Annotated in this window: 26 protein-coding genes; 16 read left to right on the top strand and 10 right to left on the bottom strand. The window is 27.6% G+C overall.

The features are described 5' to 3' along the window. Positions 1-216 precede the first annotated feature (216 nt). Positions 217-564 carry a nitrous oxide-stimulated promoter family protein gene (locus B0175_RS07845; RefSeq protein ID WP_108528060.1) on the top strand — a complete coding sequence of 116 codons (348 nt, stop codon included), beginning with the start codon at positions 217-219 and terminating at the stop codon, positions 562-564. On the opposite strand, the gene ung is transcribed toward B0175_RS07845, so the two are convergent. From ung to B0175_RS07830, 3 genes are all read right to left on the bottom strand, one after another. Beyond that, positions 565-1,212 (bottom strand): uracil-DNA glycosylase, encoded by a 648-nt coding sequence (gene ung, locus B0175_RS07840; protein ID WP_108528059.1) that lies wholly within the window; start codon positions 1,210-1,212, stop codon positions 565-567. A 77-nt stretch (positions 1,213-1,289) separates the two neighbouring features. Beyond that, positions 1,290-2,681 carry an aldehyde dehydrogenase family protein gene (locus B0175_RS07835; protein ID WP_108528058.1) on the bottom strand — a complete coding sequence of 464 codons (1,392 nt, stop codon included), beginning with the start codon at positions 2,679-2,681 and terminating at the stop codon, positions 1,290-1,292. Positions 2,682-2,701: 20 nt separating this feature from the next. Continuing rightward, positions 2,702-4,348 (bottom strand): acetolactate synthase large subunit, encoded by a 1,647-nt coding sequence (locus tag B0175_RS07830; RefSeq protein WP_108528057.1) that lies wholly within the window; start codon positions 4,346-4,348, stop codon positions 2,702-2,704. Positions 4,349-4,586: 238 nt separating this feature from the next. Between B0175_RS07830 and B0175_RS07825 the strand changes: the two genes are divergently transcribed. The 7 genes from B0175_RS07825 to B0175_RS07795 all read left to right on the top strand — a co-directional run bounded on the left by B0175_RS07825 (position 4,587) and on the right by B0175_RS07795 (position 9,365). Next, complete coding sequence (locus tag B0175_RS07825) at positions 4,587-5,177, top strand: LemA family protein (protein ID WP_108528056.1); 591 nt, start codon at positions 4,587-4,589, stop codon at positions 5,175-5,177. Next, positions 5,177-5,797 (top strand): TPM domain-containing protein, encoded by a 621-nt coding sequence (locus B0175_RS07820; RefSeq protein ID WP_108528055.1) that lies wholly within the window; start codon positions 5,177-5,179, stop codon positions 5,795-5,797. Before B0175_RS07825 ends, B0175_RS07820 begins: the two co-directional genes overlap by 1 nt. Next, complete coding sequence (locus B0175_RS07815) at positions 5,794-6,693, top strand: TPM domain-containing protein (protein WP_108528054.1); 900 nt, start codon at positions 5,794-5,796, stop codon at positions 6,691-6,693. Before B0175_RS07820 ends, B0175_RS07815 begins: the two co-directional genes overlap by 4 nt. Beyond that, positions 6,680-7,333, top strand: coding sequence for an HAD family hydrolase (locus B0175_RS07810; RefSeq protein WP_108528053.1), 654 nt, complete (start codon positions 6,680-6,682; stop codon positions 7,331-7,333). Before B0175_RS07815 ends, B0175_RS07810 begins: the two co-directional genes overlap by 14 nt. An 86-nt stretch (positions 7,334-7,419) precedes the next feature. Further along, positions 7,420-7,857 (top strand): Dps family protein, encoded by a 438-nt coding sequence (locus B0175_RS07805; protein WP_108528052.1) that lies wholly within the window; start codon positions 7,420-7,422, stop codon positions 7,855-7,857. 115 nt (positions 7,858-7,972) lie between these two features. Beyond that, the gene (locus B0175_RS07800; RefSeq protein WP_108528051.1) at positions 7,973-9,124 is read left to right on the top strand and encodes a multidrug effflux MFS transporter; all 1,152 of its coding nucleotides are present in this window, start codon (positions 7,973-7,975) and stop codon (positions 9,122-9,124) included. Positions 9,125-9,137: 13 nt separating this feature from the next. Then, positions 9,138-9,365, top strand: coding sequence for a DUF2798 domain-containing protein (locus tag B0175_RS07795; protein WP_108528050.1), 228 nt, complete (start codon positions 9,138-9,140; stop codon positions 9,363-9,365). Between the two features lie 15 nt (positions 9,366-9,380). Here B0175_RS07795 and B0175_RS07790 read toward each other — a convergent pair whose 3' ends face one another. Continuing rightward, a complete protein-coding gene (locus B0175_RS07790; RefSeq protein WP_108528049.1) occupies positions 9,381-9,737 on the bottom strand; it encodes a hypothetical protein in 357 nt (118 codons plus the stop codon). Between the two features lie 94 nt (positions 9,738-9,831). Between B0175_RS07790 and B0175_RS07785 the strand changes: the two genes are divergently transcribed. From B0175_RS07785 to B0175_RS07765, 5 genes are all read left to right on the top strand, one after another. Continuing rightward, complete coding sequence (locus B0175_RS07785) at positions 9,832-11,577, top strand: diguanylate cyclase (protein ID WP_108528048.1); 1,746 nt, start codon at positions 9,832-9,834, stop codon at positions 11,575-11,577. A gap of 67 nt (positions 11,578-11,644) precedes the next feature. Next, positions 11,645-12,781 (top strand): efflux RND transporter periplasmic adaptor subunit, encoded by a 1,137-nt coding sequence (locus B0175_RS07780; RefSeq protein WP_108528047.1) that lies wholly within the window; start codon positions 11,645-11,647, stop codon positions 12,779-12,781. A gap of 3 nt (positions 12,782-12,784) precedes the next feature. Continuing rightward, positions 12,785-15,910, top strand: coding sequence for an efflux RND transporter permease subunit (locus B0175_RS07775; RefSeq protein WP_108528046.1), 3,126 nt, complete (start codon positions 12,785-12,787; stop codon positions 15,908-15,910). Further along, a complete protein-coding gene (locus B0175_RS07770; protein ID WP_108528045.1) occupies positions 15,903-17,303 on the top strand; it encodes an efflux transporter outer membrane subunit in 1,401 nt (466 codons plus the stop codon). Before B0175_RS07775 ends, B0175_RS07770 begins: the two co-directional genes overlap by 8 nt. Before the next feature lie 72 nt (positions 17,304-17,375). After that, positions 17,376-17,717, top strand: coding sequence for a hypothetical protein (locus B0175_RS07765; RefSeq protein ID WP_108528044.1), 342 nt, complete (start codon positions 17,376-17,378; stop codon positions 17,715-17,717). A 140-nt stretch (positions 17,718-17,857) separates the two neighbouring features. Here the strand turns inward: B0175_RS07765 and B0175_RS07760 are convergent, their stop codons facing one another. The 6 genes from B0175_RS07760 to B0175_RS07735 all read right to left on the bottom strand — a co-directional run bounded on the left by B0175_RS07760 (position 17,858) and on the right by B0175_RS07735 (position 24,645). Further along, the gene (locus B0175_RS07760; protein ID WP_108528043.1) at positions 17,858-20,182 is read right to left on the bottom strand and encodes a TonB-dependent siderophore receptor; all 2,325 of its coding nucleotides are present in this window, start codon (positions 20,180-20,182) and stop codon (positions 17,858-17,860) included. 150 nt (positions 20,183-20,332) lie between these two features. Next, positions 20,333-21,289 carry a FecR family protein gene (locus B0175_RS07755; RefSeq protein ID WP_108528042.1) on the bottom strand — a complete coding sequence of 319 codons (957 nt, stop codon included), beginning with the start codon at positions 21,287-21,289 and terminating at the stop codon, positions 20,333-20,335. Further along, positions 21,279-21,758, bottom strand: coding sequence for an RNA polymerase sigma factor (locus B0175_RS07750; protein ID WP_108528041.1), 480 nt, complete (start codon positions 21,756-21,758; stop codon positions 21,279-21,281). The genes B0175_RS07755 and B0175_RS07750 overlap by 11 nt, the downstream gene beginning before the upstream one ends. A 337-nt stretch (positions 21,759-22,095) precedes the next feature. Then, positions 22,096-23,082: a hypothetical protein gene (locus tag B0175_RS07745; protein WP_108528040.1), complete on the bottom strand. Its 987-nt coding sequence runs from the start codon at positions 23,080-23,082 to the stop codon at positions 22,096-22,098. Positions 23,083-23,091: 9 nt separating this feature from the next. After that, positions 23,092-24,318, bottom strand: a complete 1,227-nt coding sequence (locus B0175_RS07740; RefSeq protein WP_108528039.1) for a BaiN/RdsA family NAD(P)/FAD-dependent oxidoreductase — start codon at positions 24,316-24,318, stop codon at positions 23,092-23,094. 9 nt (positions 24,319-24,327) lie between these two features. Beyond that, positions 24,328-24,645 (bottom strand): cupin domain-containing protein, encoded by a 318-nt coding sequence (locus B0175_RS07735; RefSeq protein WP_108528038.1) that lies wholly within the window; start codon positions 24,643-24,645, stop codon positions 24,328-24,330. Positions 24,646-24,852: 207 nt separating this feature from the next. Between B0175_RS07735 and B0175_RS07730 the strand changes: the two genes are divergently transcribed. From B0175_RS07730 to B0175_RS07720, 3 genes are all read left to right on the top strand, one after another. Continuing rightward, entirely contained in the window at positions 24,853-26,124 is a 1,272-nt protein-coding gene (locus tag B0175_RS07730) for an O-acetylhomoserine aminocarboxypropyltransferase/cysteine synthase family protein (protein ID WP_108528037.1), read from the top strand. A gap of 6 nt (positions 26,125-26,130) precedes the next feature. Beyond that, positions 26,131-26,544, top strand: coding sequence for an RrF2 family transcriptional regulator (locus B0175_RS07725; protein ID WP_108528036.1), 414 nt, complete (start codon positions 26,131-26,133; stop codon positions 26,542-26,544). 69 nt (positions 26,545-26,613) lie between these two features. Continuing rightward, positions 26,614-26,876: pyridoxal-phosphate dependent enzyme (locus B0175_RS07720; protein WP_146175188.1), on the top strand; the 263-nt coding region annotated here is incomplete at its 3' end.

The raw sequence follows: 26,876 nt of genomic DNA, 5'->3' as shown, positions 1-26,876 counted from the left end.
TTCATCACCTTTATAGAATAATATTTCATTTTTATTAAAATATTTTTTAATAGAAATTTCTTTTAATCTTAATAAATCTTCTTCTTTTAGAAAATTAAAAAATTTTAAATCACTTAAATCTATTTGCTTTGCCATTTTGTCTCTTTATATTGATTATTATCAAGGTTTATATTTGTATTTTATGTAAAAATACTGAAAACTAACTAAAGTATTAATATGACAAAAGAAAAATATGAATCAGAGATACATACATTAAAAAAATTTTATGAACTTTTTTGTAAAGATAAACATACTAATCTAAAAAATAAAAATATTACTTTAAAATATAAGGATGCTTCTTATTCTTTAAATTTTTATTTATGTGATGAATGTTTTGAAGCGATAAATTACTCTTTCGATAGATTGCAAGTATGTCCACATGAGATAAAACCTCGTTGTAGAAACTGCCAAAATCCTTGTTATGAAAAGCAAAGATGGAAATATATTGCGAAAGTTATGAAATATTCTGCAATAAAATTGTCTTTAAGTAAAGTAAAGTCGAAGATTTTTAAGCTCTTTGATTAATTACCAAGTTATCTCTTCTTTTCCTAAACTTTTTAAAATTTCATTTGTTTTTGAAAAATGTTTACAACCAAAAAAACCTCTATAAGATGAAAGTGGACTTGGATGAGGAGAAGTTAAAATATGATGTTTTTTCTTATCAATTAATTTTGATTTTGAAATAGCTGGACTTCCCCATAAAATAAAAATGATATTCTCATTATTATCACTTATAAATTTGATAATATTATCTGTAAATATTTCCCAACCAAGATTATGATGTGATTTTGGTTTTGATTCTTCTACAGTTAAAATTGTATTTAAAAGTAATACTCCTTGTTTTGCCCAAGATGTTAAATCACCATCTTCACAAATAGATTTTTTTCCTAAATCATCATTTATCTCTTTTAAAATATTCATCATTGAAGGAGGATTTTTTATGTTGCTTGGTGTTGAAAAAGATAAACCTTGAGCTTGTCCAAAACCATGATAAGGATCTTGTCCTAGAATTACTACTTTTAAATTATCCAACTTTGTAAGAGAAAAAGCTTTAAAAATATTTTGTTTTTCTGGAAAAACCACTGATGTCTCATATCTTTTATCTAACTCTTCTTTCAATTTTCCATAATATGCTTTTTGTTGTTCATTCTCAATAATATCTTTCCAAGTCATAAATAAAGCTCCAATTTTTTTAAATAAAAAAAGCTAAGGTATAAAAACCTTAGCTTTAAAAGATCATATATATTTGATTATAAAACTGGTGATTTAATAACCATCATTTTTTGATTTTGCATTTCAGCCATAGAATCAGGAATACCACCTAATCCTAAACCTGAAGTTTTTGCTCCACCAAATGGCATCCAATCAACTCTGAATGCTGTGTGATCATTTACCATAACAGCTGTTGCATTTAATCTTTTTACAGTTTTTAAAGCTGTATCAATATTTTTTGTAAATACTGCTGCTTGGAAAGAAACATCAAGTTGATTTGCTCTTTTTATAGCTTCATCTAATGTTTTATATGGATATACAACCACAACTGGTCCAAAAATCTCTTTTTGAGAGATAATTGCATCATCACTTGGATTGAAAAGAACTGTTGGTTCAAAACAAGAATCTGAAATTCTTTTTCCTCCAGTTAAAATTTTTCCACCTTTTGCCACTGCATCATTAACCCACTCTTCAACTCTATTTACTTCGTTGTGATTGATTAATGGACCAACTTCAGTTTTAGGGTCTAATTGGTTACCAACGATTAGTTTTGAAGCTTTTTCTGCTACTTTTGCTGCAACAGTATCTGCAATTGATTCATGTACAAAAATTCTTTGAACAGAAACACAAACTTGACCGGCATGGTAGAAACCACCTTTTACAAGATCTGGAATCATAGCTTCAATATCAGCATCTGGCTCAACGATAACAGGAGCAACTCCTCCATGTTCTAATGCACTTCTTGTTCCTGCACTAGCTTTTGAGTTTAAGTACCAACCAACAGGTCCTGAACCAATAAATGAGAAAAATGCTGTTTTTGGGCTAGTAACTAAAAGTTCTCCACCTTGTCTATCACAAACTACTGCTTGTGCCCAACCTTCTGGAAGTCCAGCCTCTTTTAATAATTCAACTAATCTAACAGCAGACATTGGAGTTTGAGTTGCTGGTCTAATAATAACTGGACAACCAACTGCAAGTGCAGGAATTACTTGGTGAATTGCTAAATTTAATGGGTGGTTAAATGCTGAAATTGATACAACTACTCCAATTGGTTCTTTCATAGTATAAGCAATTCTATTTGTACTTGTTGGAGTATGTCCCATTGCAATTTCATGACCTTCTTGAAGACCAATTTGTTCAATAGCAATTTTAACTCCATTGATAGCTCTTAGTACTTCTACTTTTGAGTCCATATATGGTTTTCCACCTTCACTTGCGCAAAGAATTGTTAACTCTTCAACTTGTGAAGACATAATCTTCATCAAGTTTTCTAAAATTTCCACTCTTTTATATTTTGGAATCCAGTTATCAACATCTAAAAATCTTTCATATGCAGTGTCAATAGCTTTTTGTACTCCTTCAACTGTAGTGAATGGAACAGATCCTACAACTTTACCGTCAAATGGCGATGTAACTTCTATTTTACTCATAGCTTATCCTTTTTAAATTTTTATATTAAACAAGTTTTAGTTGCTAAAAGCTCATTTAAAATTGAGTGATTTAAAGAGTAATCAACCGCTAAGTCAATTAAATGAACACCTTTACTATTTACACATTTCTCTAAAGTTTCTGCAAATTCAGCAACAGAAGTTGGTCTATAACCTTTTGCTCCATAAGCTTCCGCATATTTAACAAAATCTGGATTTTCTAAATCTAAACCAAATGTTTCAAATCCCATACCAGTTTGTTTCCATTTAATCATTCCATATGCATTATCATTTAAAATAATTACTGTTAAATCAAGTTTTAATCTAACTGCTGTTTCCATTTCTTGTGAATTCATCATAAATCCACCGTCACCACATACAGTAACTACTTTTCTATCTGGATTTATCATTTTTGCTGCCATTGCAGAAGGAAGTCCAGCTCCCATAGTTGCTAGTGCATTGTCTAATAATAATGTGTTTGGTTTTGCACATCTATAATTTCTAGCAAACCAAATTTTATAAACACCATTATCTAATGTTAAAATATCATCAGCTGCTAAAGTTTGTCTAATAGCTCTTACTGCTCTTTGTGGTAAAATTGGGAATCTATCATCACCAAAATATTTAGATAATCTAGTTCTAATTTCATCTGCTAATCTAACATAATAATCAAAATCCCAATGAGCTTGTTTTGAAATTTTGTCTGTAAATTTAGTAATATTTCCAGCAATGTCACCAATAACATCCATTTGAGGGAAATATGTGTCATCAACTTCACTTGGGAAGAAGTTTACATGCATAACTTTTGTTGCATCTGGTTTATTTTCCATAAAGAATGGTGGTTTTTCAATAACATCATGTCCAACATTAATGATTAAATCAGCTCTTTCAATTGCACAGTGTACAAAATCATCTTTTGATAATGCAGCAGTTGATAAACACAATGGATGATTTTCATCAACAACACCTTTACCCATTTGAGTAGAGAAGAAAGGAATTCCTGTTTTGTTTACAAAATCAGTTAAAGCATTTCCAATTCTTGTTCTATTTGCTCCAGCTCCAATTAATAATAATGGTCTTTTTGCTTTTTCAATCATAGATACAGCATCAGCAATCACATCATCAACAGCTACAGCATATTTGAAAGATTGTACAGGATAGATATTAAATTCTACTTCTTCTGCTGCAATATCTTCAGGTAATTCAATATGAACTGCACCTGGTCTTTCAGTTGTTGCAATTTTAAATGATTCTCTAACCATAGAAGGAATGTTATTTCCATTTACAACTTGTTTTGTATATTTAGTCATTGGTCTCATCATTCTAACGATATCAATGATTTGAAATCTACCTTGTTTAGATTTTTTAATTGGTTTTTGACCAGTAATCATCATCATTGGCATTCCACCAAGTTGCGCATATGCAGCACTTGTTGCGAAGTTTGTTGCACCAGGGCCTAAAGTTGATAAACATACTCCAACTTTTCCAGTTAATCTTCCATAAGTTGCAGCCATAAATCCTGCACCTTGCTCATGTCTTGTTAAAATTAATTTAATTTTTGATTCTCTAAGAGCATCAAGAAAATCAAGATTTTCTTCTCCAGGAATTCCAAAAATATACTCAACACCTTCGTTTTCTAACGCTTTAATAAATAATTCTGATGCGTTCATTTTGTTTTACTCCATCTTGTATTTTATAAAATTTATGAATAATCATATTCAATATATAGTTAATTTATCTTAATCCATACGAACATTATTCTCAAAAAAATATATTATGTATAGTTAATCTACACTTTATAATTATTTTGGAAAATCTTTAACATTATAACCATATTAATACATATAGTTTAGATTATATTAATAATATTTTAAATATTATAAGTTAACATTAACAAAAGGTTACACTATGAAAAAAATTATCCTTGTTTTGGCGCTTATCTTATTACCTCTTATATATTTAACTGTTACGAATTACAACAATATTCCAAAACTCGATGAAAATGTGAAAGAAAAATGGTCTCAAGTTCAAAATCAATATAAAAGAAGAGCTGACTTAATTCCAAATTTAGTTGAAACAGTAAAAGCGTATGCAAATCATGAAAAAAATACTTTAGTAGAAGTTACAGAAGCTAGAAGTAAAGTTTCACAAATTACTTTAAATGAAAATACACTAAATAATCCTGAACTTTTACAACAATTTGAAAATGCACAATCAAATTTAACAAGTGCCTTATCAAAACTTATGGTTGTAGTTGAAAAATATCCTGAACTAAAAGCAAATGAAAATTTTTTAAGTTTACAATCACAACTTGAAGGAACTGAAAATAGAATTTCAGTTGCTAGACGAGATTTTATTGAAGCTGTAAAACTTTATAATCTAGAACTTAGAACAATGCCGGGAAAACTTGTAGCAGCAATTGCTCATCCTGAAGCTAAAATTAAAGAGACTTTTAGTGCAAGTCCAACAGAGCAAGATGCTCCAAAAGTAAAATTTTAATGATTTTAACAAATAAAGAAAAAGAATTAATCTCAAAAGAGATAGAAAATCTTGAAAAATTTACCTCAGCTGAACTTGTAGCAGTTATAACTCAAAGAAGTTCAAATTATAAAAATAATATATTGATGTTTTCTATATCATCTGTTTTTTTATTCTCTTTTTTACTATTTTTTTTCAAAGATGATTTATATATTTTGGAGTTGATTCAATATCAAATCATAATTTTTATAGGAATGAACCTTTTTTTGCAAACATTTCATAATCTATTTATGAAACTACTTTCTAGATTTTATAAAGATAAAATAGCATCTCTTTATGCAAAAAAACAGTTTTATAATTTAGGACTAAACAGAACAAAAACAAAACAAGCTATTATGTTTTTCGTAAGTTTAGATGAAAAATATGTTGAAATTATTGCAGATAGTGAAATATCAAAAAAAATCCCAAATGAATTTTGGCATCAAGTTATCTCAGAATTTACATATGATATTAAAAATGAAGATTTTTTAACTGGTTATTTAAAAGCATTAAAGGCTTCAAAAGCAATATTAATTCAACATTTTCCAATTTTAGAAAATGATACAAATGAACTTCCAAATGAAGTAATCGAGTTAAAATGAAAAAAATTATAATTTTCTTACTATTAATTCTTAGTTTTTTAAATGCAGATATTTCGCAGTATTTTCCAAAACTTGAAGGAAGAGTAATTGATGAAGCAAATTTATTATCACCTGAAGTTAAAAAAGATATCAATAATATTTTAAAAAATGAAGAAAATAAAAGTTCAAATCAAATAGTTGTAGTAATTCTTAATTCCTTAAATGGTTATTCTATTGAAGAGTTCTCTTATCAATTAGGTCGTTTCTGGGGCATTGGGCAAAAAGATAAAAATAATGGTGTTTTGCTTGTAGTTTCTATGAAAGAAAGAGAAATAAGAATTGAAGTTGGATATGGTCTTGAAGGGGCACTAACAGATAAAATATCTCATGAGATAATAAACTACACTATAAAACCCAATTTTAAAGCAAGTCAATATGAACTAGGTATTTTAAAAGCTGTAAATGAAATAATAAAAGCAACTCAAGGCGAATATGTTGCAAAACCAAAAAATACTGATTTTAGTTCATTTTTTAATGTAACTGTACATTTAGGATTTTTTGCTTTAATTTTTGTTTCTATGTTAATGAATGGTATTTCAAGAAAATTGAGAAATCAAGTTTTATATAAAATTACAAACTCTTCAATGTCATCATCATTTTTTGCATTTTTTACTTATGTAGCTTCTCAATCTTTTATCTCGTATAGTCTAGTTCTTGCACTTATTATTTTTGTCGTTGTATTTATTTTTAATTATATAAACACAAAAAAAGTAGATTTTGATAAACTTTCAAAAATTGAATATATAAATAGTTCAAAAAGTTCATCATCATTTGGTAATTTCAATTCTCCAACAAGTGGTGGATTCTCAGGTGGTGGAGGAAGTTTTGGTGGAGGAGGAGCTAGTGGCAGATGGTAAAAAAACACTAATTTTCGATTTAGATGGAACACTTTTAGATTCTATAGAAGATATAGCTGTTAGTATGAATAAAGTTTTGGAAAGTTTAAATCTTCCAATACACAAAATAGAAGATTATAAATATTTTGTAGGAAGTGGTATTGATGTTTTAGTAGAAAATGCTTTAGGAAATCACTCACAAGAGATAAAAGATGAAGCTACGAAAAGATTTAAAATAGAATATGATGGAAAACTACACTTAAAAACTCTTCCTTATAATGGGATTTATGATTTATTGAACGAGTTAAAAAAAATGAGTTATAACATATCAGTTTTATCAAATAAACCACATGAATTAACTGTTTCTTATGTAAATCATTTTTTTAAAGATTATGGTTTTAAAGAGATTCATGGACAAAAAACTAATGTTCCTAAAAAACCAGATCCAATTGCAGCTATAAATATTGCAAAAGCTCTAAATATCCCTTGTGAAGAAATTTATTTTGTAGGCGATACAAAAGTTGATATGCAAACAGCAAAAAATGCTGGGATGAAAGCAATTGGTGTTTTATGGGGTTTTAGAGATGAAAAAGAGTTAAAAGAATTTGGAGCTGATTTTATAGTAGAACACCCACTACATATTTTAAATATTATAAAATAATATTTATTATCTAATATTTATTATTCTTTATTGACAAATAACTTTTTTCTGTTATAATTGATACAAATTTATAAAAAGGATTGAGTATGTCAAAAGTAGTAAAACAATTAAAACAAATTCAAGCAGATGCACATGCATTGTATGTGAAGATTCATAATTTTCATTGGAATGTAAAAGGTATGGATTTTCACCCTGTTCATAGCTATACAGAAGATGTTTATAATCAAATGTCAGAATTATACGATGATATGGCAGAAAGAGTTCTTATTCTAGGTGATAAACCTTATTTAACTATTGATGAGTTAGCAAAAGCAACAAAAATTGAAACTGAAACAAAAGATACTTTTAAATCAAAAGAAATAGTTGAAAAAATTATTGTTGATTTTGAATATTTATTAAAAGCATTCAAAAAATTAAGTGAAACTGCTGCTGAAGCTGAAGATAAAGGAACTGAAGCTTTTGCTGATGAAAAAGTTGCAAAATTCGAAAAAAATTTATGGATGTTAGGAAATATGGTTAAATAATCATCTTTCTGTCTTACTAAAAGAGTTTTTCTCTTTTAGTAAATCTCTTTTTTATTCTTTTTTAATCACTTTAGAAGTAGCTATATGTAAAAATTCAAGCAAAAAAAGAAATTTTATGCAAAAATCAATTAACCACATATATCTCATAATTTTAATCTCCATTTTATCCTCAGTTGCTCCAATGGGAGTTGATACTTATATACCGTCAATTCCAGAGATTGCAAAATATTTTGATGTAAATATTCATAAAATAGAATTATCTCTATCAATATTTTTAATAGGATTTTCTATTGGTCAAATATTTGGGGGACCAATTTCCGATAGGTATGGAAGAAGATTTGGTTCTATTCTTGGGCTTTTAGGTTACGCATTTTTTAGCTTTCTAATAATTTTTAGTTCAACTGTTTACGAATTATGGGTTTATAGATTTTTTGAAGCATTTTTTGGTGGAATCACAGTTGTAAATGCAGCGGCAGCTGTTAGAGATAGATTTAAAGGACAAGAAGCAGCAAAAGTATTTTCTCTTATTGGAATGGTAAGAAGTTTAGCACCACTTTTAGCTCCTGTTTTTGGTGCAATAATCATACATTTTTTTCCATGGGAAGGTGTATTTGTTTTTCTAACAATATATGCTCTAATCATTACATTTTTTATATATAAAGATTTACCAGAAAGTTTTACTTATGTAAAGCAATCTATATTTGAATCATACAAAATAGTTCTAACACATAAATTGGCAATGAAGGCTATGATGGTTTTAGCTTTAAGCTTTGGTGGTTTTTTCATTATTATTTCTAAAACATCATTTATTTATATTGAATATTTTAAAATATCAACAGATTATTTTCCAATATTTTTTGGTATAAACTTTATAATATTGGTATTTATGATTAAGGTAAATGTGAATTTACTAAAAAAATATTTTGCTCTTACTATAATAAAAACAGCCATTTGCATACAAATTTTAGTTGGTTTAATATTTATACTTGTTCATAAAGATTTAACTTTAATAATTGTTATGCTGATTTTAGCATCTTATATGAGTATGATGGCATTTATTTTTGGTAACTGTATGGCACTTGCAATTGAACACTTTTCTAAAAATGCAGGTGTTGCGTCAGGTGTTATTGGTGTATTACAGTTTGGATTTGGAGCTTTAATATCTTCTATTGCATTAAATTTTAGTGATGATGGTTTTTTAGTTATTTCAGTAAGTATTACAATAATTTCAATAATCTCATATTTGATTATTAGAACATACAAATAAAAGGATTTTTTTAATGATAATTAAAAGAAAATATGAAAGGCTAGTTTTTGCTTTTGTAATGAGTTTCATAATGAGCTTTATAATGAGCTTTGTAATTACTTTTATAAATCTTGGTTTTATTGATGGGTTTATATTAATTTGGCTTGAAGCTTGGATAAAAGCATTTTTTGTTGCTTTTCCAGTTATTACTATTATTTCTCCATTGGTAAAATATCTAGTACATAAGTTATTAAAAGATTAGAAAATTTCTAATCTTTTATACTTCTAATTCAAAAAATTCCTCTTCTATTTTTTCATATTTTGCAATAGAACAACTAATTTTCAAAGCATTTTCATAAGATTTAAACTCTTCAAGAAATAACTTTTTCAGTTTTTCTACTTCTGTACTTCTAAAAATAAAATATCCCAAAATATCAGTTTTTCTTTCGCCTGCTTTTTCTATTCCAAAACTATCAAATTTCCAATCAACTCCTTTTGAAAAGAAAAAAACTTCACTAATTCTTTTTTCTAAATCTTCTCTAACTTTATTGTTATACTCTTTTAAATGTATATAAAATGCTACGTTTACATTGTACGGTGATTGAATTAATTCTTCTATTTTTTTATTTTTCATATTATTCCTTTATTTTCATTTTTTAAAATATTTCAAACTATCTTTTAGATACAATCCAAACTTTAATTATAAAATTATTTATTTAGGATTATTTATGGACAGACTTATAAGTAAGGTTTTAAAAAAAGAATTAAGTTTAAAAGGGACTATTCTATCACTATTTTCATTTATTTTAACTATATTAATTGTTATATTAGGTTCTCAACTACTCTATTTTAGCAAAAAAATATCTATTGAAAGTGTAGATTTACAATTAAATGGTTTAGTTCAAAATATACAAACAACTATTAAAAATAATGAGAATGTTAATATAAATATTGTAGATATGTTGAGTTTAATGAATGAAAAAGATCATTTTAATCTTTATATAAATATCTTAAAATCTCATCCACATTTATATGCTGTATATACTGGTTATAAAGATGGTGGTTTTTATGAAATAATCAATTTAAATATTCATAAAAGTTTAAAAGACACATATAAAGCAAAAGATACAGATAGATGGTTACTTATAAAAATATCATCGCCAGCTTTAAATAATAGAGAATTATTTTTATTTGATGATAATCTAAATTTAACTTCTTCAAGAGTTGAAGAGAATAATTATGATCCAAGAAATAGACCTTGGTATCAATCTGCCATTTTAGATGAAAAGACTATAAAAACAGCTCCATATAAATATTCTCATATTGATAATATTGGTATTACTTATGCAAAAGATGTAGATAAAAGTAAAAATGTAGTAGCTATTGATGTATTAACTGATGATTTTGCAACTCTTTATAAAAAGCATATAAATAAAGATTTTGTAAATGTATTTATTTTTAAAAAAGATGGTTTAATTTTATCTTCATCTAAAGAAGATAGCTCTTTGTTTAAAGAATTTTTTGAAAAAAATGAAAAAATAAATGATTTTAAAGAATCAAAGATAATCAATTTAAGTGGAAAAGAATACATAACAAAAATAGTCCAATTTGATACACTTAATAAAGAAGAATTTATTGTAATTTTTGCAGATTATGAAAAAATAATGGAACCATATTTATCTCAAACATTTAAACTATTACTTACTTTTATAATAACTTCTTTTTTGATGTTTCCTATAATTGTTTATTTATCTGGTGTTATAATAAAACCTATTTATAATTTAGTTAAACAAAGTATAAAAATAAAAAATAGAAAATATGAAGAAATTTCTCAAGTTGAAAGTTCTATTCTAGAAATTGCATTACTATCTTCATCTTTTGAAAATATGGCTCAATCTATTAATAGTTATCAAAACTCTTTAGAAGAAAAAGTTAAACAAAGAACAGAAGAACTTTTAGTTAAAAATGCAGAATTATTAAGACTATCTATTACTGACAATTTAACAAAATTATACAACCGTGTAAAATTAGATAAATCTTTACAAGAAGAGATGAATAGAAGCTTACGATATAACACAAATTTTTCAATTATTTTATTAGACATTGATTATTTCAAAAAAGTAAATGATAATTTTGGACATCAAGTGGGTGATGAAGTTTTAATTGAAAGTGCTCAAATTTTAAGCAAAAACATCAGAAATGTAGATATTTTAGGAAGATGGGGAGGAGAAGAATTCCTTGTTATTTGTCCTGAAACAAAAATAGAAGATGCTATAAAAGTTGCTTCACATATAAATGAAGCTATAAAACTTCATAAATTTTCAACTTATCCAAATACTGTTACTATGAGTTTAGGAGTAGCATCTTTTAACAAAGATATTAAAAATATTGATGATATTATTTTAAATGCAGATAAAGCTTTATATCAAGCTAAAGAACAGGGTAGAGATAGAGTTATAGCTTTTTGTGAATAAGAAGTTATTAAGATATTATTAATAATAATAGATTACAATTTCTCAAATTTATTATTTGGGATATTGTGTGTTAAAACAATCAAAATTTCTTATTATTACACTACTTTCTTTACTATTTTTAGGTTGCGAAAATAAATCAAATGATTTTAAAGCTCAACAAGTTGAAGTTGGAATTATTACTTTAAAAGAACAAACTATTGCCTTACAACAAGAATTATCAGGACGAGTAAAAGCAAAATTGGTATCTGAAGTAAGACCTCAAATCAGTGGTATCGTAAAAGATAGACTATTCACTGAAGGAAGCTTCGTAAAACAAGGTGACATTTTATATAAAATAGATGATGCAACTTATAAAGCAACTTTTGATCAAGCAAAAGCAGCACTTGAAAGTGCAAAAGCAAATTTACAAACTGCTCAACTAAAAAGCCAAAGATATGAAGAATTATTAAAAGTTGATGGTATTTCAAAACAAGAAACAGATGATGCAAAAGCTTTATATATTCAAGCAAAAGCTTCTGTTGAAGAAAAAATTGCAGCACTTGAAAGCGCAAGAATTGATTTAGAAAGAACTCAAATAAAAGCTCCTATTTCTGGTTTTATTGGTATTTCAGGTGTAACAAAAGGTGCTTTAGTATCAGCGAATCAAACTGATGCATTAACAACAATAAGAGATAATTCTACTGTTTATGTTGATTTACACCAATCACAAAATGAACTCTTAGCTTTAAAAAAACTTCTTAGCAAAGATAATATAAAAAAAGGAAGTACTGAAGTTACTTTAACTTTAAGTGATGATTCAATCTATCAATACAAAGGCGTTTTACAACTTCAAGAAATAAATGTAGATGAAAATACTGGAACTGTAACTTTAAGAGCAGAATTTCCAAATAGCGAAGGATTATTATTATCTGGAATGTTTGTAAGAGCGACTATTCAAAGTGCAATTGATTCAAAAGCATTTTTATTACCTCAACAAGCTGTATCAAGAGACTCAAAAGCAAATCCTATTATTACAATTGTAAATGAAGATAACTCTACAAAAAAACAACAAATTGTTACAAATAGAACAATTGATAACTATTGGCTTGTAACTTCTGGAATTACATCAAATGATAAAATTATAATAGAAGGACTAAACAAAATAAGTCCAAAATCTATTGTAAAACCAGTTGATGTAACTAATAAATATATAAAAAAAGATTAATAAATGATTGCTAAATTTTTTGTAAATCGTCCAATTTTTGCTTGGGTTATCTCTTTAGTTATTATGATTGCTGGAACAGTATCTCTTTATACACTTCCAGTTGAACAATACCCTGATATTGCACCTCCACAGATAAATATTTCTACAACTTACACAGGAGCATCTGCTGAAACAGTTGAAAATAGTGTTACTCAAATAATAGAGCAACAACTAACAGGACTTGATGGAATGATATACTTTTCATCAACAAGTTCTTCAACAGGAAATGCAAGAATAAGTGTAACTTTCCAACAAGGGACAGATCCAGATACTGCACAAGTTCAAGTTCAAAACAAAGTTTCTTCTATACTTTCAAGACTTCCAGAAGATGTACAAAGACAAGGTGTTAGAGTTGTAAAATCTCAAACAGATTTTTTATTATTAGCTTCTGTATATGATGAAACAAGTAAAGCACAAAAGATAGATATTGCTGATTATTTAGTGAGTAATTTGCAAGATAGTATTGCAAGAATTGATGGAGTTGGAGAAGTTCAAGTTTATGGTGGTCAATATGCTATGCGTATTTGGTTAGACCCAATAAAATTAGAATCTTATAATCTTATGCCATCAGATGTCCAATCTGCAATAACAGCTCAAAACTCACAAGCTAGTGCTGGAAGTTTAGGTGCTTTACCAACTTTAGAAAATCAACAACTTTCTGTTACAGTAACAGCTAGATCAAAATTTAAAGTTGTTGAAGAGTTTGAAAATATTATAATAAAAAGCAATACTGATGGTTCTTTTGTAAAAATAAAAGATATTGCAAAAGTTGAAATTGGTTCACAATCATATAATGTTGTTACAAGTTTAAATGGTTTTCCATCTTCAGGAATTGCAATACAACTTGCAAGTGGTGCAAATGCTGTAAAAACTGCAAATGCTGTAAAAGACTTTTTAGCAAAATCAGAAGCTTCTCTTCCAGAAGGTTATAAAATAGATTATCCAAGAGATTCAACTTTATTTATCAAAGCTTCAATAAAAGAAGTTGTTAAAACGCTTTTTGAAGCCATTTTATTAGTTATTGCAGTTATGTATATTTTCTTAAAAAATTACAGAGCTACACTTATTCCTGCTATTGCAGTTCCAGTTGTAATTTTAGGAACTTTTGGAATTTTAAATATATTAGGATATTCGATAAATACTCTTACTATGTTTGGAATGGTTTTATCTATTGGGCTTTTAGTTGATGATGCTATTGTAGTTGTTGAAAATGTTGAAAGAAATATGAGTGAAAATAACCTTTCACCTAAAGAAGCAACTATTCTTTCAATGCATGAGATAACAAGTGCACTAATAGGTGTTGCAACTGTACTTTCTGTTGTATTTTTGCCTATGGCATTTTTTAGTGGTTCTACAGGAGTTATTTATAGACAATTTTCTATTACAATTATTTCGTCAATGGTTCTTTCTGTTATTGTTGCTTTAACTTTAACTCCTGCACTTTGTGCAACAATTTTAAAACCACACAAAGAACAAGAAGAGAGTAATAAAAAAGGGTTTATTTTTTGGTTTACAAAAAAGTTTGAAGAATTTACAAAAAGATATAAAAATCTACTTCATAAAGTTTTAGAATCTCCTAAGAGATATATGTTCATTTATCTTCTAATTATTGGAATATTAGGTGTCTTCTTTATAAAACTTCCTACAAGCTTTTTACCAAAAGAAGACCAAGGAAGTTTAATGATACGATATAACTTACCAGTGGGAGCAGTTACATCAAGAACAGTAGATATTGCAGAAACTATAAAAAATTACTTTTTAAATGAAGAAAAGAATAATGTAGATAGTGTATTTACTCTTTCTGGTAATAATAGCCAAAGTTCTGGTATGGCATATGTTGCATTAAAAAGTTGGGATTTAAGAAGTGGTTATGAAAATACTTCAGACGTTATAGCACAAAGAGCATCTAAAACATTTTCAAATCCAAGTTCACCTTATTTTATAAGAGATGCAAAAATATTTACTATGAATCCACCAGTTGTTCAAGGTTTAGGTTCAACAGATGGATTTACTTTTCAATTACAAGCAGATGCTACGACATCAAGAGAAAAGTTGGCTCAAGTAAAAGATAAAATCATGGAAGAAGCTCAACAGAATGAGAAAATCGGTTCTATTCGTTCTGATGATTCAGAAGACACACCTCAACTAAAAATTAATTATGATATAGAAAAAGCATTTTCATTAGGATTAGATATAAAAGATATTGATAACACATTAAGTGCTGCTTGGGGTGGTATTTATGTAAATGATTTTATTGATCGTTCAAGAGTAAAAAGGGTTTATATTCAAGGTGATGCTTTTTATAGATCAAAACCTGAAGATTTATACATTTGGAAAGTAAAAAATTCAAATGACACAATGACATCTTTTAAAGAATTTGCTACTACTTCATGGGAATATGGTCCAACACAGCTTACTAGATATAACGGTTTTGCTTCATACCAGCTTGATGGTTCGGCAGCACTTGGAGTTAGTTCTGGAACTGCTATGGACGAAATGGATAAAATTGCAGACGCACAAGCATCTGGAACAATGCATGCTTGGAGTGGAGCTTCTTATCAAGAAAGACTATCATCAGGACAAGCTGGAATATTATATGCAATTTCTATTTTAGTGATTTTCTTATGTCTTGCGGCACTTTATGAAAGTTGGTCAGTTCCTTTTTCTATTTTGATGGTTATTCCTTTAGGTGTTGTTGGAGCAGTCTTAGCTGTTTATTTTAGAGGTTTGGACAATGATGTATATTTTCAAGTTGCACTTTTAACAACTATTGGACTAGTTGCAAAAAATGCCATTTTGATTGTGGAGTTTGTTGACACTTTATATAAAAAAGGTGTTCCACTACTTGAAGCTGCTATAAAAGGAGCAACTTTAAGACTAAGACCTATTATTATGACTTCATTAGCGTTTATTGCAGGTATTATTCCTCTTGCAATATCAACAGGAGCAGGAGCAAATAGTAGGATTTCTATTGGAACTGGAATTATCGGAGGAACAATAACAGCTACAATCCTAGCTATATTTTTCGTACCACTATTTTTTGTTTTAATAAAAAATATTTTTTCAAAAAAAGAGAATACAAATGAATAAAATAAATATCTCTATAATCCTAACGACTATTTTATTTAGTGGTTGTACTTTAGCTCCTAACTTAGAACCACTTGATTCAAATGTTATTCCACAAACTTTTAAAAATAATTCAATGGAGAATAGTTCAGATGATTTATCTTTAGTAAAACCAACTTGGGAAAATTTTGTACAAGATGAAACATTAAAAAAAGTTGTAACTTTAGCACTTGAAAATAATAAAGATTTAAAAATTGCACTTTTAAATATAGAATCTGCAAGAGCAACTTATAGAATTGCAAGAGCAGATAACTTTCCAACATTTAATGCAAATGGAAGTGCAACACACTCAAAAAGTATGAATTCAGAAGATAGTACTTCAATATCACATAACTATTCAGCAAATATTGGTGCATCATATGAGATAGATTTGTTTGGAAAAGTAAGAAGCTTAAGCCAAAGTGCTTTGGATAGTTTTCTTTCTACTCAATATGCTTCAAATACAACAAAAATTAGTTTAATATCTGAAACTATAACAGCTTGGATAACTTTAGCAATTCATCAAGAACAACTAAAACTTGCTACTGAAACTGTAAAAAATCTTGAAAAAGTATATGAACTTACAGAAAAAAGATATTTAGCTGGTGTTGTTTCAAAAACTGATGTATTTGATGCAAAAGCTTCTTTAAATGAAGCACAAATTAGTGTTATTTCATACTCAAATTCAGTAGAACAAGATAAAAATGCACTTGAACTTATAGTTGCTCAACCATTAAATGAAGATTTATTACCTAAAAATTTTGAAACTCATACAAGTTGGCTAATGTTGGTAAAACCAGCTATTTCATCAAATATTTTATTAGCACGTCCTGATATAATGCAAGCAGAATATAATCTAAAATCAAAAAATGCAAATATTGGAGCAGCAAGAGCTGCCTTTTTCCCTACTATTTCTTTAACTGCAAATAGTGGAATAGCAAGTCGAAGCTTAAGTGATTTATTCAATGGAAATGCTCAAAATGTATGGAATTTTTCTCCAAGCATCTCTATACCAATATTTACTGGTGGAGAAAATATGGCAAATTTAGATTACACTTATGCACAAAGGGATATTGCACTTCAAGAGTATGAAAAAGCTATACAAACTGCGTTTAAAGAAGTAAATGATGCTTTAGTTATCAGAAAAACTATAAATGAACAAATCGAAAAACAAAAAGAGCTAGTAGAAGCTGTATCAAAAAGTTATGAGATATCTTTGAACTCATATAAAATAGGTATTGGTTCTTTTTTAAATGTTTTAACTTCTCAAAGAACACTTATAAATGCTCAACAAACTCTTATAAATAACTATCTTTCAGAACTTACAAATAGAGTAAATCTATATAGTGTTTTTGGTGGGAATGAAAAAATTGAATAATTTTTAATCCCCTAAAAAGCTTTTTAAATAAAGAATAGGTACAATTCACAACTTTATTTTAAGGATTATTATATGAAAAAAATTATTTTTGTAACTGCTTTATCAGTTTCAGCACTTTTAGCTTTTGATATTGGAGGAGCATTAAAAAATGCAGGAACAGCTGCGTTAAATGGAGATACTGATGCAAAATCACTTACAAAGACAGCTACTGAATCAGCTGGATTAACATCTGATGCATTAGGTGAAAAACTAGCAACTGCTGTAAAATCGAACAATACTGCTGTTTCATCTATGGATAAAGCAAAAGAGTTATGTACTCAAGCTTCAACTGTTCAATCAATTGCAAATATTAGTAGTGATATTGTTACAAAAGCAATCACTGTTTGTACAGAAAAAGTTTTAGAAACTAAATAATTATTTATAAATTACTATTAAAGTAAAAAAACTAAGTCATGGGCTCTAGATGAGACTAATCATAATTACCAAAAGGAAATGTAAGGTAATAGAACCCATGAACTAATCTTCTAATAAAGAGAGAAAACTCTCTTTATATTTTAAAACTCCATTTTCATAGAAAGTGCAAGATTTCTTGGCTCACCAAATGATGTTGGACTTCTCCAATATTTTTTATCTGTTAAATTTGTAACATTCATTATAAAAGTCGTAGGATATTTATCTAACTTAGTTTTGTATCTAAGTCCTCCATCATAAACCGTGTAAGAAGGTATAACATCTGTATTTGCTCCATCTCGATAAGACTCTCCTGTATAATATGCTCCACCAGTCACAGTTAAACCTTTAACCATAGGAATATTATACTCTGCATAAAGTTTTGCCATTTTAGAAGCTACATTTGTTGGTTTTTTACCTACATTAGCATTTGCTTTATCTACTTCTAAATCCATAATTGTTCCACCACCAACAATTGTTAAATTATCTGTTACTTTTCCAGTTGCAGTTAATTCTAAACCTTCATGGATTACTAAACCATCTTGTGTAAGTGTTTTAGGAGATGTTGTTAAATCTTCATAAGAATTTGCTTTTTCTATTCTAAATAACGCTGAACTTAAAAGTAGATTTTCTGAAACCGAATATTTTGCTCCAATTTCGTATTGTTTACTTACATATGGGTCAAAAACTTCTCCAAAGTTTTTATATGTATTCCCTACTATAGTACCATTTTCTAAAGCTTCCATATAAGTAATATATGTTGTCAAATCTTCAAATGGTTTAAAAATTAAAGATAAACTAGGAGTTACTTCATTTGCATCATATCCACTTGTTCTTGTTCCATTTACATCATAACTGTCTGTTTGTGTTTCAACATAATTAAATCCAACTAATGCACTCCACTGGTCATTAAATCTAATATCATCACCTATCATAAAATTTATTTTTTCATTACGACTTGACAGATATTTTCTATTATTTGAACTTCCTAAATAAGTTGGTTCTGCTACACTATTTAATTCATTTAATTTATAATTTCCTAAATTTACCCATTCTCTAGGATTATCCATTGTATAAGATTTTCTTTTATTTCCAGAACTACCAATAGTTAAGGTATGCTCAATTCCAAAAGTATTAAAATCAAAGTCTGTATAAACATAAGCTCCATGGTCTTTTACTTTATCAGGATATAATCTATAATAATTAAATCTATATGTACCATCATAATTATCATATACATAAGGTTGATTAAATTCATTTTCTTGTTCAATATGTATATATCCTGTTCTAAGTTTTACATTATCATTGATTTGCCATAAAGATTTAAACCCTAACCTATCTTGAGAACCTTCAGAAAAAGTCCAATCAGGAGCATAACCTTGTTTTGGATCCAAATTATTTATCGATTGATTACTACTAAATGAAGCTGTCAATTTATCTGTTCTTATTTCTTTATGAGAAGCATCAAAAGATAAAATTAAATTATCTGTAGCTCTCCAATCTAATGCTCCACTAACTAAAGAATTATCTACTTTTTGATCTTTTATAGAAGTTTCACCTTCTTGTTTAAAAGCATTTAATCTATAAGTGAATTTTCCTTTTTCATCTATTTTTCCACCTAAATCAGCATGCACATAAGCTGCTTCATTTCCTGTAGTTCCTAGTGTAATATTTGTAAGTCTTTCTAAAGTTGGTTTTTTTGTTATATAGTTTACTGCACCACCAACATATCCAACTCCATATAAAAATCCTGATAATCCATTTAAAATTTCTACTCTTTCTAAATCTTGACTCAATGCAGTATAAGTACCAGATAAAGGAACACCATCAAATATCGTATTATTTACAGCAGAAAACCCACGTATATTCATCCCACTTGAATTCCAACTTTGTGCCGATGTTGATAAATAACTCAATTGAACAACAGGATTCATTTTAAATATTTGTGCTATGCCACTTGCCGTATTTTCTATCATATCTTGTGAAATAACACTCATTTGATAAGGAGTATCTTGTAAAGTTCTTTTATCCCAAATTCCAACTCCACTTATCTCTTTTGTTACATAACCATTTTCAGCACTTCCATTACTGTAACCTTCATTTACTGAAATTGGCTCTAAAACTGTACCTTGCCCAATTATCTTTTTTATGATAATAGTATTATTTTCAACCGTTGCTTCAAGTCCACTACCACTTAGTACTTGATTTAGTGCATTTTTTAAGCCTTGAACATTTTCTATATTTGGAGCAGTTTTTTCACTTATTAAACTTTCATCTACAATATATGCAAGTTTTGACTCTTTTGAGATTTTTTCTAAAGCTTGTTTCAAACTCATATTTTTTACTGTATAAGCTTCTTGAGCAAGTAAACTACCACAAAGTAGTATTGCACTAGCAGAAGTTATAATTTTTGCCTTTAAATGCATCATCTATTTTCCTTTTTAATTAAATTACAATTATGAGAATTGTTTTCGTATTAATTAAAACGAAATAGAACTCCAAAATCGGACACTATTTTTTACAAATTTTAAAATTTATTGATTTTTTGAAGTATAAATATAAAAAATCAGACAAAATAACTAATTTACAGTTATTTTGTTTTCATTTTTTACTATTTTGATAGGATAGATTTTTTGGATAGCAAATAAAAATTTGTCTATTTCAAGAGTATTAAACTTTCCGCTAAAAAGTTTATTTTCAAAATTTTTATTTTTAAATTCAACTTCTAAATCTTGATATCTAGAAAAAGTATCAAAAGCCTCTTTTAAAGTGATTTTTCTAAAAATAAGTTCATCATTTCTCCAAGGAGCAATCTCTTCTATATCTGTTTTTCCAAGATAAGTTATCTTTCCTAAATCACTTATTACTATTTTTTCACCTTTTTTTAAAAGTGAAATATCTTGATTTGGCAATAATGTATGGTTATTGAAACTTACTTTTACAACTCCTTCTTCAACACTAATAGTTGTAATATGTTCTAAATTTTTAACTTCAAACTTTGTACCAACTACTTCTATTGAAGTTTTTCCAGAAGTTATTAAAAATGGTCTTGATTTATCTTTTGCAACTTCAAATAAAACTTGTCCATTTTCTAAAAAAACTTTTCTTTTATCTTTGAAATACTCTATTTCTAAATTCGATTTTGTATCAATAGAAAGTTTTGAACCATCAGGTAAAGTCTCTTGTTTTAAACTACTAAATTGCGTTTTATAATCTATTTCATATTCTGGAATAAAAAATTTGTATCCTATAAATAATCCACATAAAATAGCAGCTATTCCGATAAATGGTTTAAGAGTTTTTTCTACAAATTTAATTTTTTTTGCTTCTTTTAAAGCATTTTTACTTAATGTTTGAGTGTGATTTTTAGGAATATTTTGAAAAATACTATAAACCAAATTTGCTTCTTCAAAAGCTTTTTGATGTTTTTCATCTTCTTTTAGCCATATTTCAAATTGTTTTTGTTGTTCTGAAGTTAAACCCTCTTTTTTACAGGCAACCCAATGTATAGCTTTATCTTTGATTTTATCTTCCAAATTTTCCTACTTTATCTGTTAATTTTTCTTGTAATTTTTTAATAGCTCGATTTATATGTTTTTCTACTGCATTTTGACTTATTCCCATAATTTGAGCTATCTCTTTTCTACTATATCCATCAATGGCATGAAAAATAAAAGCTTCTTTGCTTCTTTTTGGTAAAGTATCTACTATCTTCATAAGATTATCATAAGAATTTGTTTCTATAACTATATTTTCAGGTTCTTCATCTTGTGGAATAGAAAATATATCTTCTACAAATTCTAATTGAAAAATTAATTTATTTTTTCTTGATTGATCAATTACAATATTTTTTGCTGTTTTATAGATAAAAGAACGATTTATTTCTTTATCTGAATCTAATTCGATAATTCTTGCAAAAGTTTCTTGAGCAATATCTTTGGCTGATTCTTTATCTCCGACGAGCTTAGAAACATAATTTAGTATCTCTTTATAGTATTCTAACATTTCACTCTTCATTAGTTGATTTTGATATAAGGTATCAAAATAAAAATTAATTTTCACTTATCAAAAAGTCGATCATGACAAGTAAAAAAGGAAATTTGCTGATTTTCACTTTATTTCTATAAATATGGAATATAGAGTTATTATTGATTTTATAATAAAAGATAATGAGATTATCCCTATTGATATAGGAACTCATGATGATGTGTATTAATAAATAGCACTTTTCTTTTTAGTAAAGAAAAGTTAGCAAAAGATGTAATCCTATTTATAGGTAAAAGCGTTCGCAGAGTTCCAAAATAACTAAAAAATAAAATGAAATCTTAAAATTTAAAAATGCTCACATTTTATTTTTCCACTGTACTTCTATATTTTTAAATAAATCTTCATAATAGTTCTCTAAATTAAACCTATCATTTATATCAAGAATTTCTATTATACATCTTCGAATATATTTATATAACTCTAATACTTTAGTTTTCATTTCATCTCTTTCAAGAAACTCTTTACCGTGAACAATAGAATTTCTAATTCCTATAAAATATTCTTTTTCGTCTTGTTCTTTATTTTTTTGTTTAAATTTATAAAGAATTTTATTAAATTCGATCTCATCATTTGATAATAATTTTGCCAAATATTTAACTCTTTCATGTGATTTTGCTATTTTATTTTCTTTGAACATTGCTTCTACTGTAATCATAAGTATTAAAAAAGCTTGTTCAATTTTTTCTATTCTTTTTGAAAATTTTAAATAATCCATAGATAGAATCATTATTTTAGAATATTGATTTTCCTTTGATTCCAAATCATAAATTTGCTTAATTGTGATTTCTAAAGAATTTTTTGGAACAAATTCATCTAATAACATTTTTTCATTCATTGGCGAAAATATTTCAGGATAAGAATGCAAAGAAGAAATACCATTAAGTTTAACATAACTATGCCCTTGAGAAAAAGGGAAATATTCATAATATGATATTCCTTTTTCAATAGTTAAATTTAGAGCATTTATTACTGCTTGAAAAAGATAAAGATATTTTTTACTTTCATTTTCTGAAACTATATCTATGAGAAGAAATGTCTTTGTGTAATTATGTATAAAAGCTTTATCATCTTGGAATGTATCATAATAGTTTTTTGTAGAATTTTTACCACCAAACTTAAATAATTCTTTTAAATCTTCTTCATTTATATAGTCTGGATTAGTTTTAGAAGCATTGTATGTTTTCAATAAAATATTATATTTCATCTCATCTATAATTCCTGAACAATTATATTCATTATCTATTCTTAAATTATAAATAGGTACTACAAATCTATCAATCATTTTAACTCTTTATTTTGAAATTGATTTTCCAACCAAATAACCACTTGCCCACGCAAAATGAAGATTAAACCCTCCCCTATTTCCAACAATATCTAAAACCTCACCAGCAAAATATAAACCACTTACTAACTTACTCTCATAAGTTTTATTATCAACCTCGATAGTTCTAACTCCTCCGCCACTTGCTTCTGCGTGTGCAAAACCTTGAGTATCTACAACTTTCATCTTCCATTGATTTAGTTGATAAGCTATTGCTTTTATCTGTTTTGCATTTAAATCATGGGCTTTTGTATCAAGACTGATTTTACAAATATCTAGTATTACTGGAGCTATTTTATTTGAAACCATTCCCGTTAAGATATCTACAACCCTTTGATTTGGCACAGTTTTTAGTAAACTTTGTATTTGGTCGGCTAAGTCATTTTTAGGAAGTTTTGGAAAGAAATTGATAGCTATTTTCACATCTTGATACGAGCTTAGATTTAAAACTGCAAGTTGTGAGATATCAAGTATTGCAAAACCTGAAACTCCATAACTTGTAAAAAGTACATCTCCAAATATCTCTTGCTCTAAATTGTTATTTACAAACAAACTTACCAAACACTCTTTCTTAACTCCTTGAAGTTTTCCATTGTAGTTATTATCAGTTTGAAGTCCAACAAGTGATGGATAAGTTGGATTAGTTGAGTGTCCAAATTTTGAAGCAAAATCCAAACCACTCTCGTTTGCATTTAGTTGGGGAGCTGCACCTAAACCATTTGAGATTAGAACTTTGTCATAACCTTTGTATTCTTTTTCATCAAGTTTGATATTAAATTTATCTTCAACTTTTTCAATATCTTTTACAAAACTCTCTAAATAAATATTTACTCCTAACTCATTTAAAGCCAACTCCAAAAGATTTGTTACAGATTTTGCTTCATTTGAAAGTGGATAAACTTTTCCACTCTCTTTAACATCGAGAAAAAGTCCAATACTTTTACAAAATTTTTCAAATGCTTTAAAATCAAACTCTTTTAAAGCAAAATTTACAAAATCAGGATTTTCACCTATAAAATTTTTTGAAGTTATCTTGCTATTTGAGATATTGCATCTTCCATTTCCGCTAGCTAAAATCTTTTTTCCAATACCTTTATTTGCATCAAACATATCTATTTGTAAATCTTTATTTAATCTTTTAGCTGTAATTGCAGCCATAATTCCAGCTGCTCCACAACCAATAATTGCTATTTTCAAAATCTTTCCTTAATAAAAAACTGTAAACCAAATAGTTGGTTCATCCAAACTTGTAAATTTTACTCTATGCTTTTGAAAAGCCTTTATATTTAGGCAATCACCTTTTTTAAGTTCAACTTCAAAATCTTCAAATTGTAGAATTGCAAAACCTTCAAGAAGTAAAATATATTCACTATTTTCTTGTTCATACCAAAAATTCTCTGGTGATTTTTGTCCATTTGAAACAATTTTTTCTATTTTTATCTTCTCATTTTTAAAAATTTCAAAAAAAATTTCTTCATTTTTATCAATAAGAATTTCATCAAATATATTATATTTTTCTATCAACTTTATCTATCCAAATATTGATTTTTAGGTATTTTAACAAATAAATACTTAACACTAAAAAGTAAATACTTATAAATTTAATCAACTATATTTTTATAAAATATATTCTATATTCATATAATTTTGATTAAATTACTTGACATAATAAAAAAAATATTCTATAATTTCAACATATTTAAAGTTGATTAAATTTAAAAGGATTAAAAAATGGAAAGAGAAACTATTGCTATACATTTAGGTTATAACAAAAAGCAAGGTAATGGTGAGATGTCAGTTCCTATTTCTCAAACAACTGCTTATGCATTTAGAGATAGTGAACATGCGGCAAATCTATTTGCATTAAAAGAACTTGGACCAATTTATACGAGATTAACAAATCCAACAACTGATGTTTTAGAGCAAAGATATGCTGCACTTGAAGGTGGAGCTGCTGCGATTTGTACATCAAGTGGGCAAGCTGCATCTTTTTATGCAGTTGCAAATGTTGCTGAAGCTGGAGATAATATTCTTATTTCAGACAAACTTTATGGTGGTTCAGTTACTTTATTAACTTATACACTTAAAAGATTTGGAATAAAAACAAAAGTATTTAAAAGTGATGATGCTTCAAATTTAGAAGAGTTAATTGATGATAAAACAAAAGCTATCTACTTTGAATCATTATCAAATCCACAAATTGCAATTCCTGCTATTGAAAAAATCGTAGAAATTGCTAAAAAACATGGTGTAATCACTATTTGTGATAATACTGTTGCAACAGCAGCTTTATTTAACCCAATCAAATGGGGAGTTGATGTTGTAGTTCACTCAACTTCAAAATATACAAATGGTCAAGGTACAGCTATTGGTGGAATTGTAGTTGAAAGAGATGGTTTAGCTGAATTTTTCAAAGCAAATTCAAAAAGATATTATCATTTTACAACACCTGATGAGTCATACCATGGATTAGTTTATACAGATGTTCCTCTTCCAAACTTTTGTTTGAGAATTAGATTATCACTTTTAAGAGATATAGGAGCAACTCAATCACCACTTAACTCTTGGTTACTAATTCAAACATTAGAAACTTTAGAGTTAAGAGTTGATAGACACTCTGATAATGCTTTAGTAATTGCAAAATTCTTAGAGTCTCATCCTAAAGTAAAAAGTGTAAGTTATCCAGGATTGAAAAATGACAAATATTATGACAAAGCTCAAAAATATTTTAAAGATGGTAAATCATCAGGATTAATTTCATTTGAAGTTAGCACTTTTGAAGAAGCTAAAAAGATTATTGATAGTGTTAAACTATTCAGTGTAGTTGTAAATATCGGAGATAGTAAATCATTAATTACGCATCCAGCATCAACAACTCACTCTCAATTAAGTGAAGAAGAGTTAGCAAAAGCTGGAGTAAATCCAGTAACAGTAAGACTTTCTATTGGTTTAGAAAATACAGCTGATTTAATTGCTGATTTAACACAAGCTTTGGATAAGTAGTTAGATATGCCTCTAATTTCGACAAAAGGTGTATATGGACTAAGTGCCATGTATGAGTTAAGTAAGCATAAAGCCGATACTCCCATGCAAATCAAGGATATATCAGCTAATGCAAATATTCCTCAAAACTATTTAGAGCAACTTTTAAGTAAACTTAGACGTGCTAATTTGGTGAATAGTATAAGAGGTGCAAGAGGCGGATATATTCTTGCCAAAAAGCCAGATGAAATAAAAATTGTTGATATTTTAGTAGCTTTAGAAGGTGATATAAAAGTTATAGATTCTAAAGCTGAAAGTCCTATTTTAAATATATTTTTTGATGAATCGAAAAATAGTATGAAAAAAATCTTTGATATAAAGTTATCAAAGTTGGATGAATATCAAGAAAAATATAACGAAGTTTTACATTACAGTATTTAGGTTTTTCTCACAGAGAATTCAACAAAAAAACAAAAATTAAAATTAAAATTATAAAAAAAGGAATAAAAGATGGGATACGCAAAAAATATAACAGAATTAATAGGGAATACGCCACTAGTACAACTACAACAAGCGAGTAATGAAAGTGGAGCGACAGTATTAGGAAAATGTGAATTTTTAAACCCAACACATTCAGTAAAAGATAGAATTGGAACAAATATGATTAATACAGCTTTGAAAGAAGGATTAATCAATAAAGATACAATAGTAATCGAACCAACAAGTGGAAATACAGGAATAGCACTAGCTTCAGTTTGTGCAGCATTAGGAAT

Source organism: Arcobacter lacus (assembly GCF_003063295.1).
In the GTDB taxonomy this organism is placed as follows: Bacteria; Campylobacterota; Campylobacteria; order Campylobacterales; family Arcobacteraceae; genus Aliarcobacter; species Aliarcobacter lacus.
The sequence above is the reverse complement of the archived record's forward strand: the minus strand, read 5'-3'. Positions and strand labels throughout refer to the sequence as shown.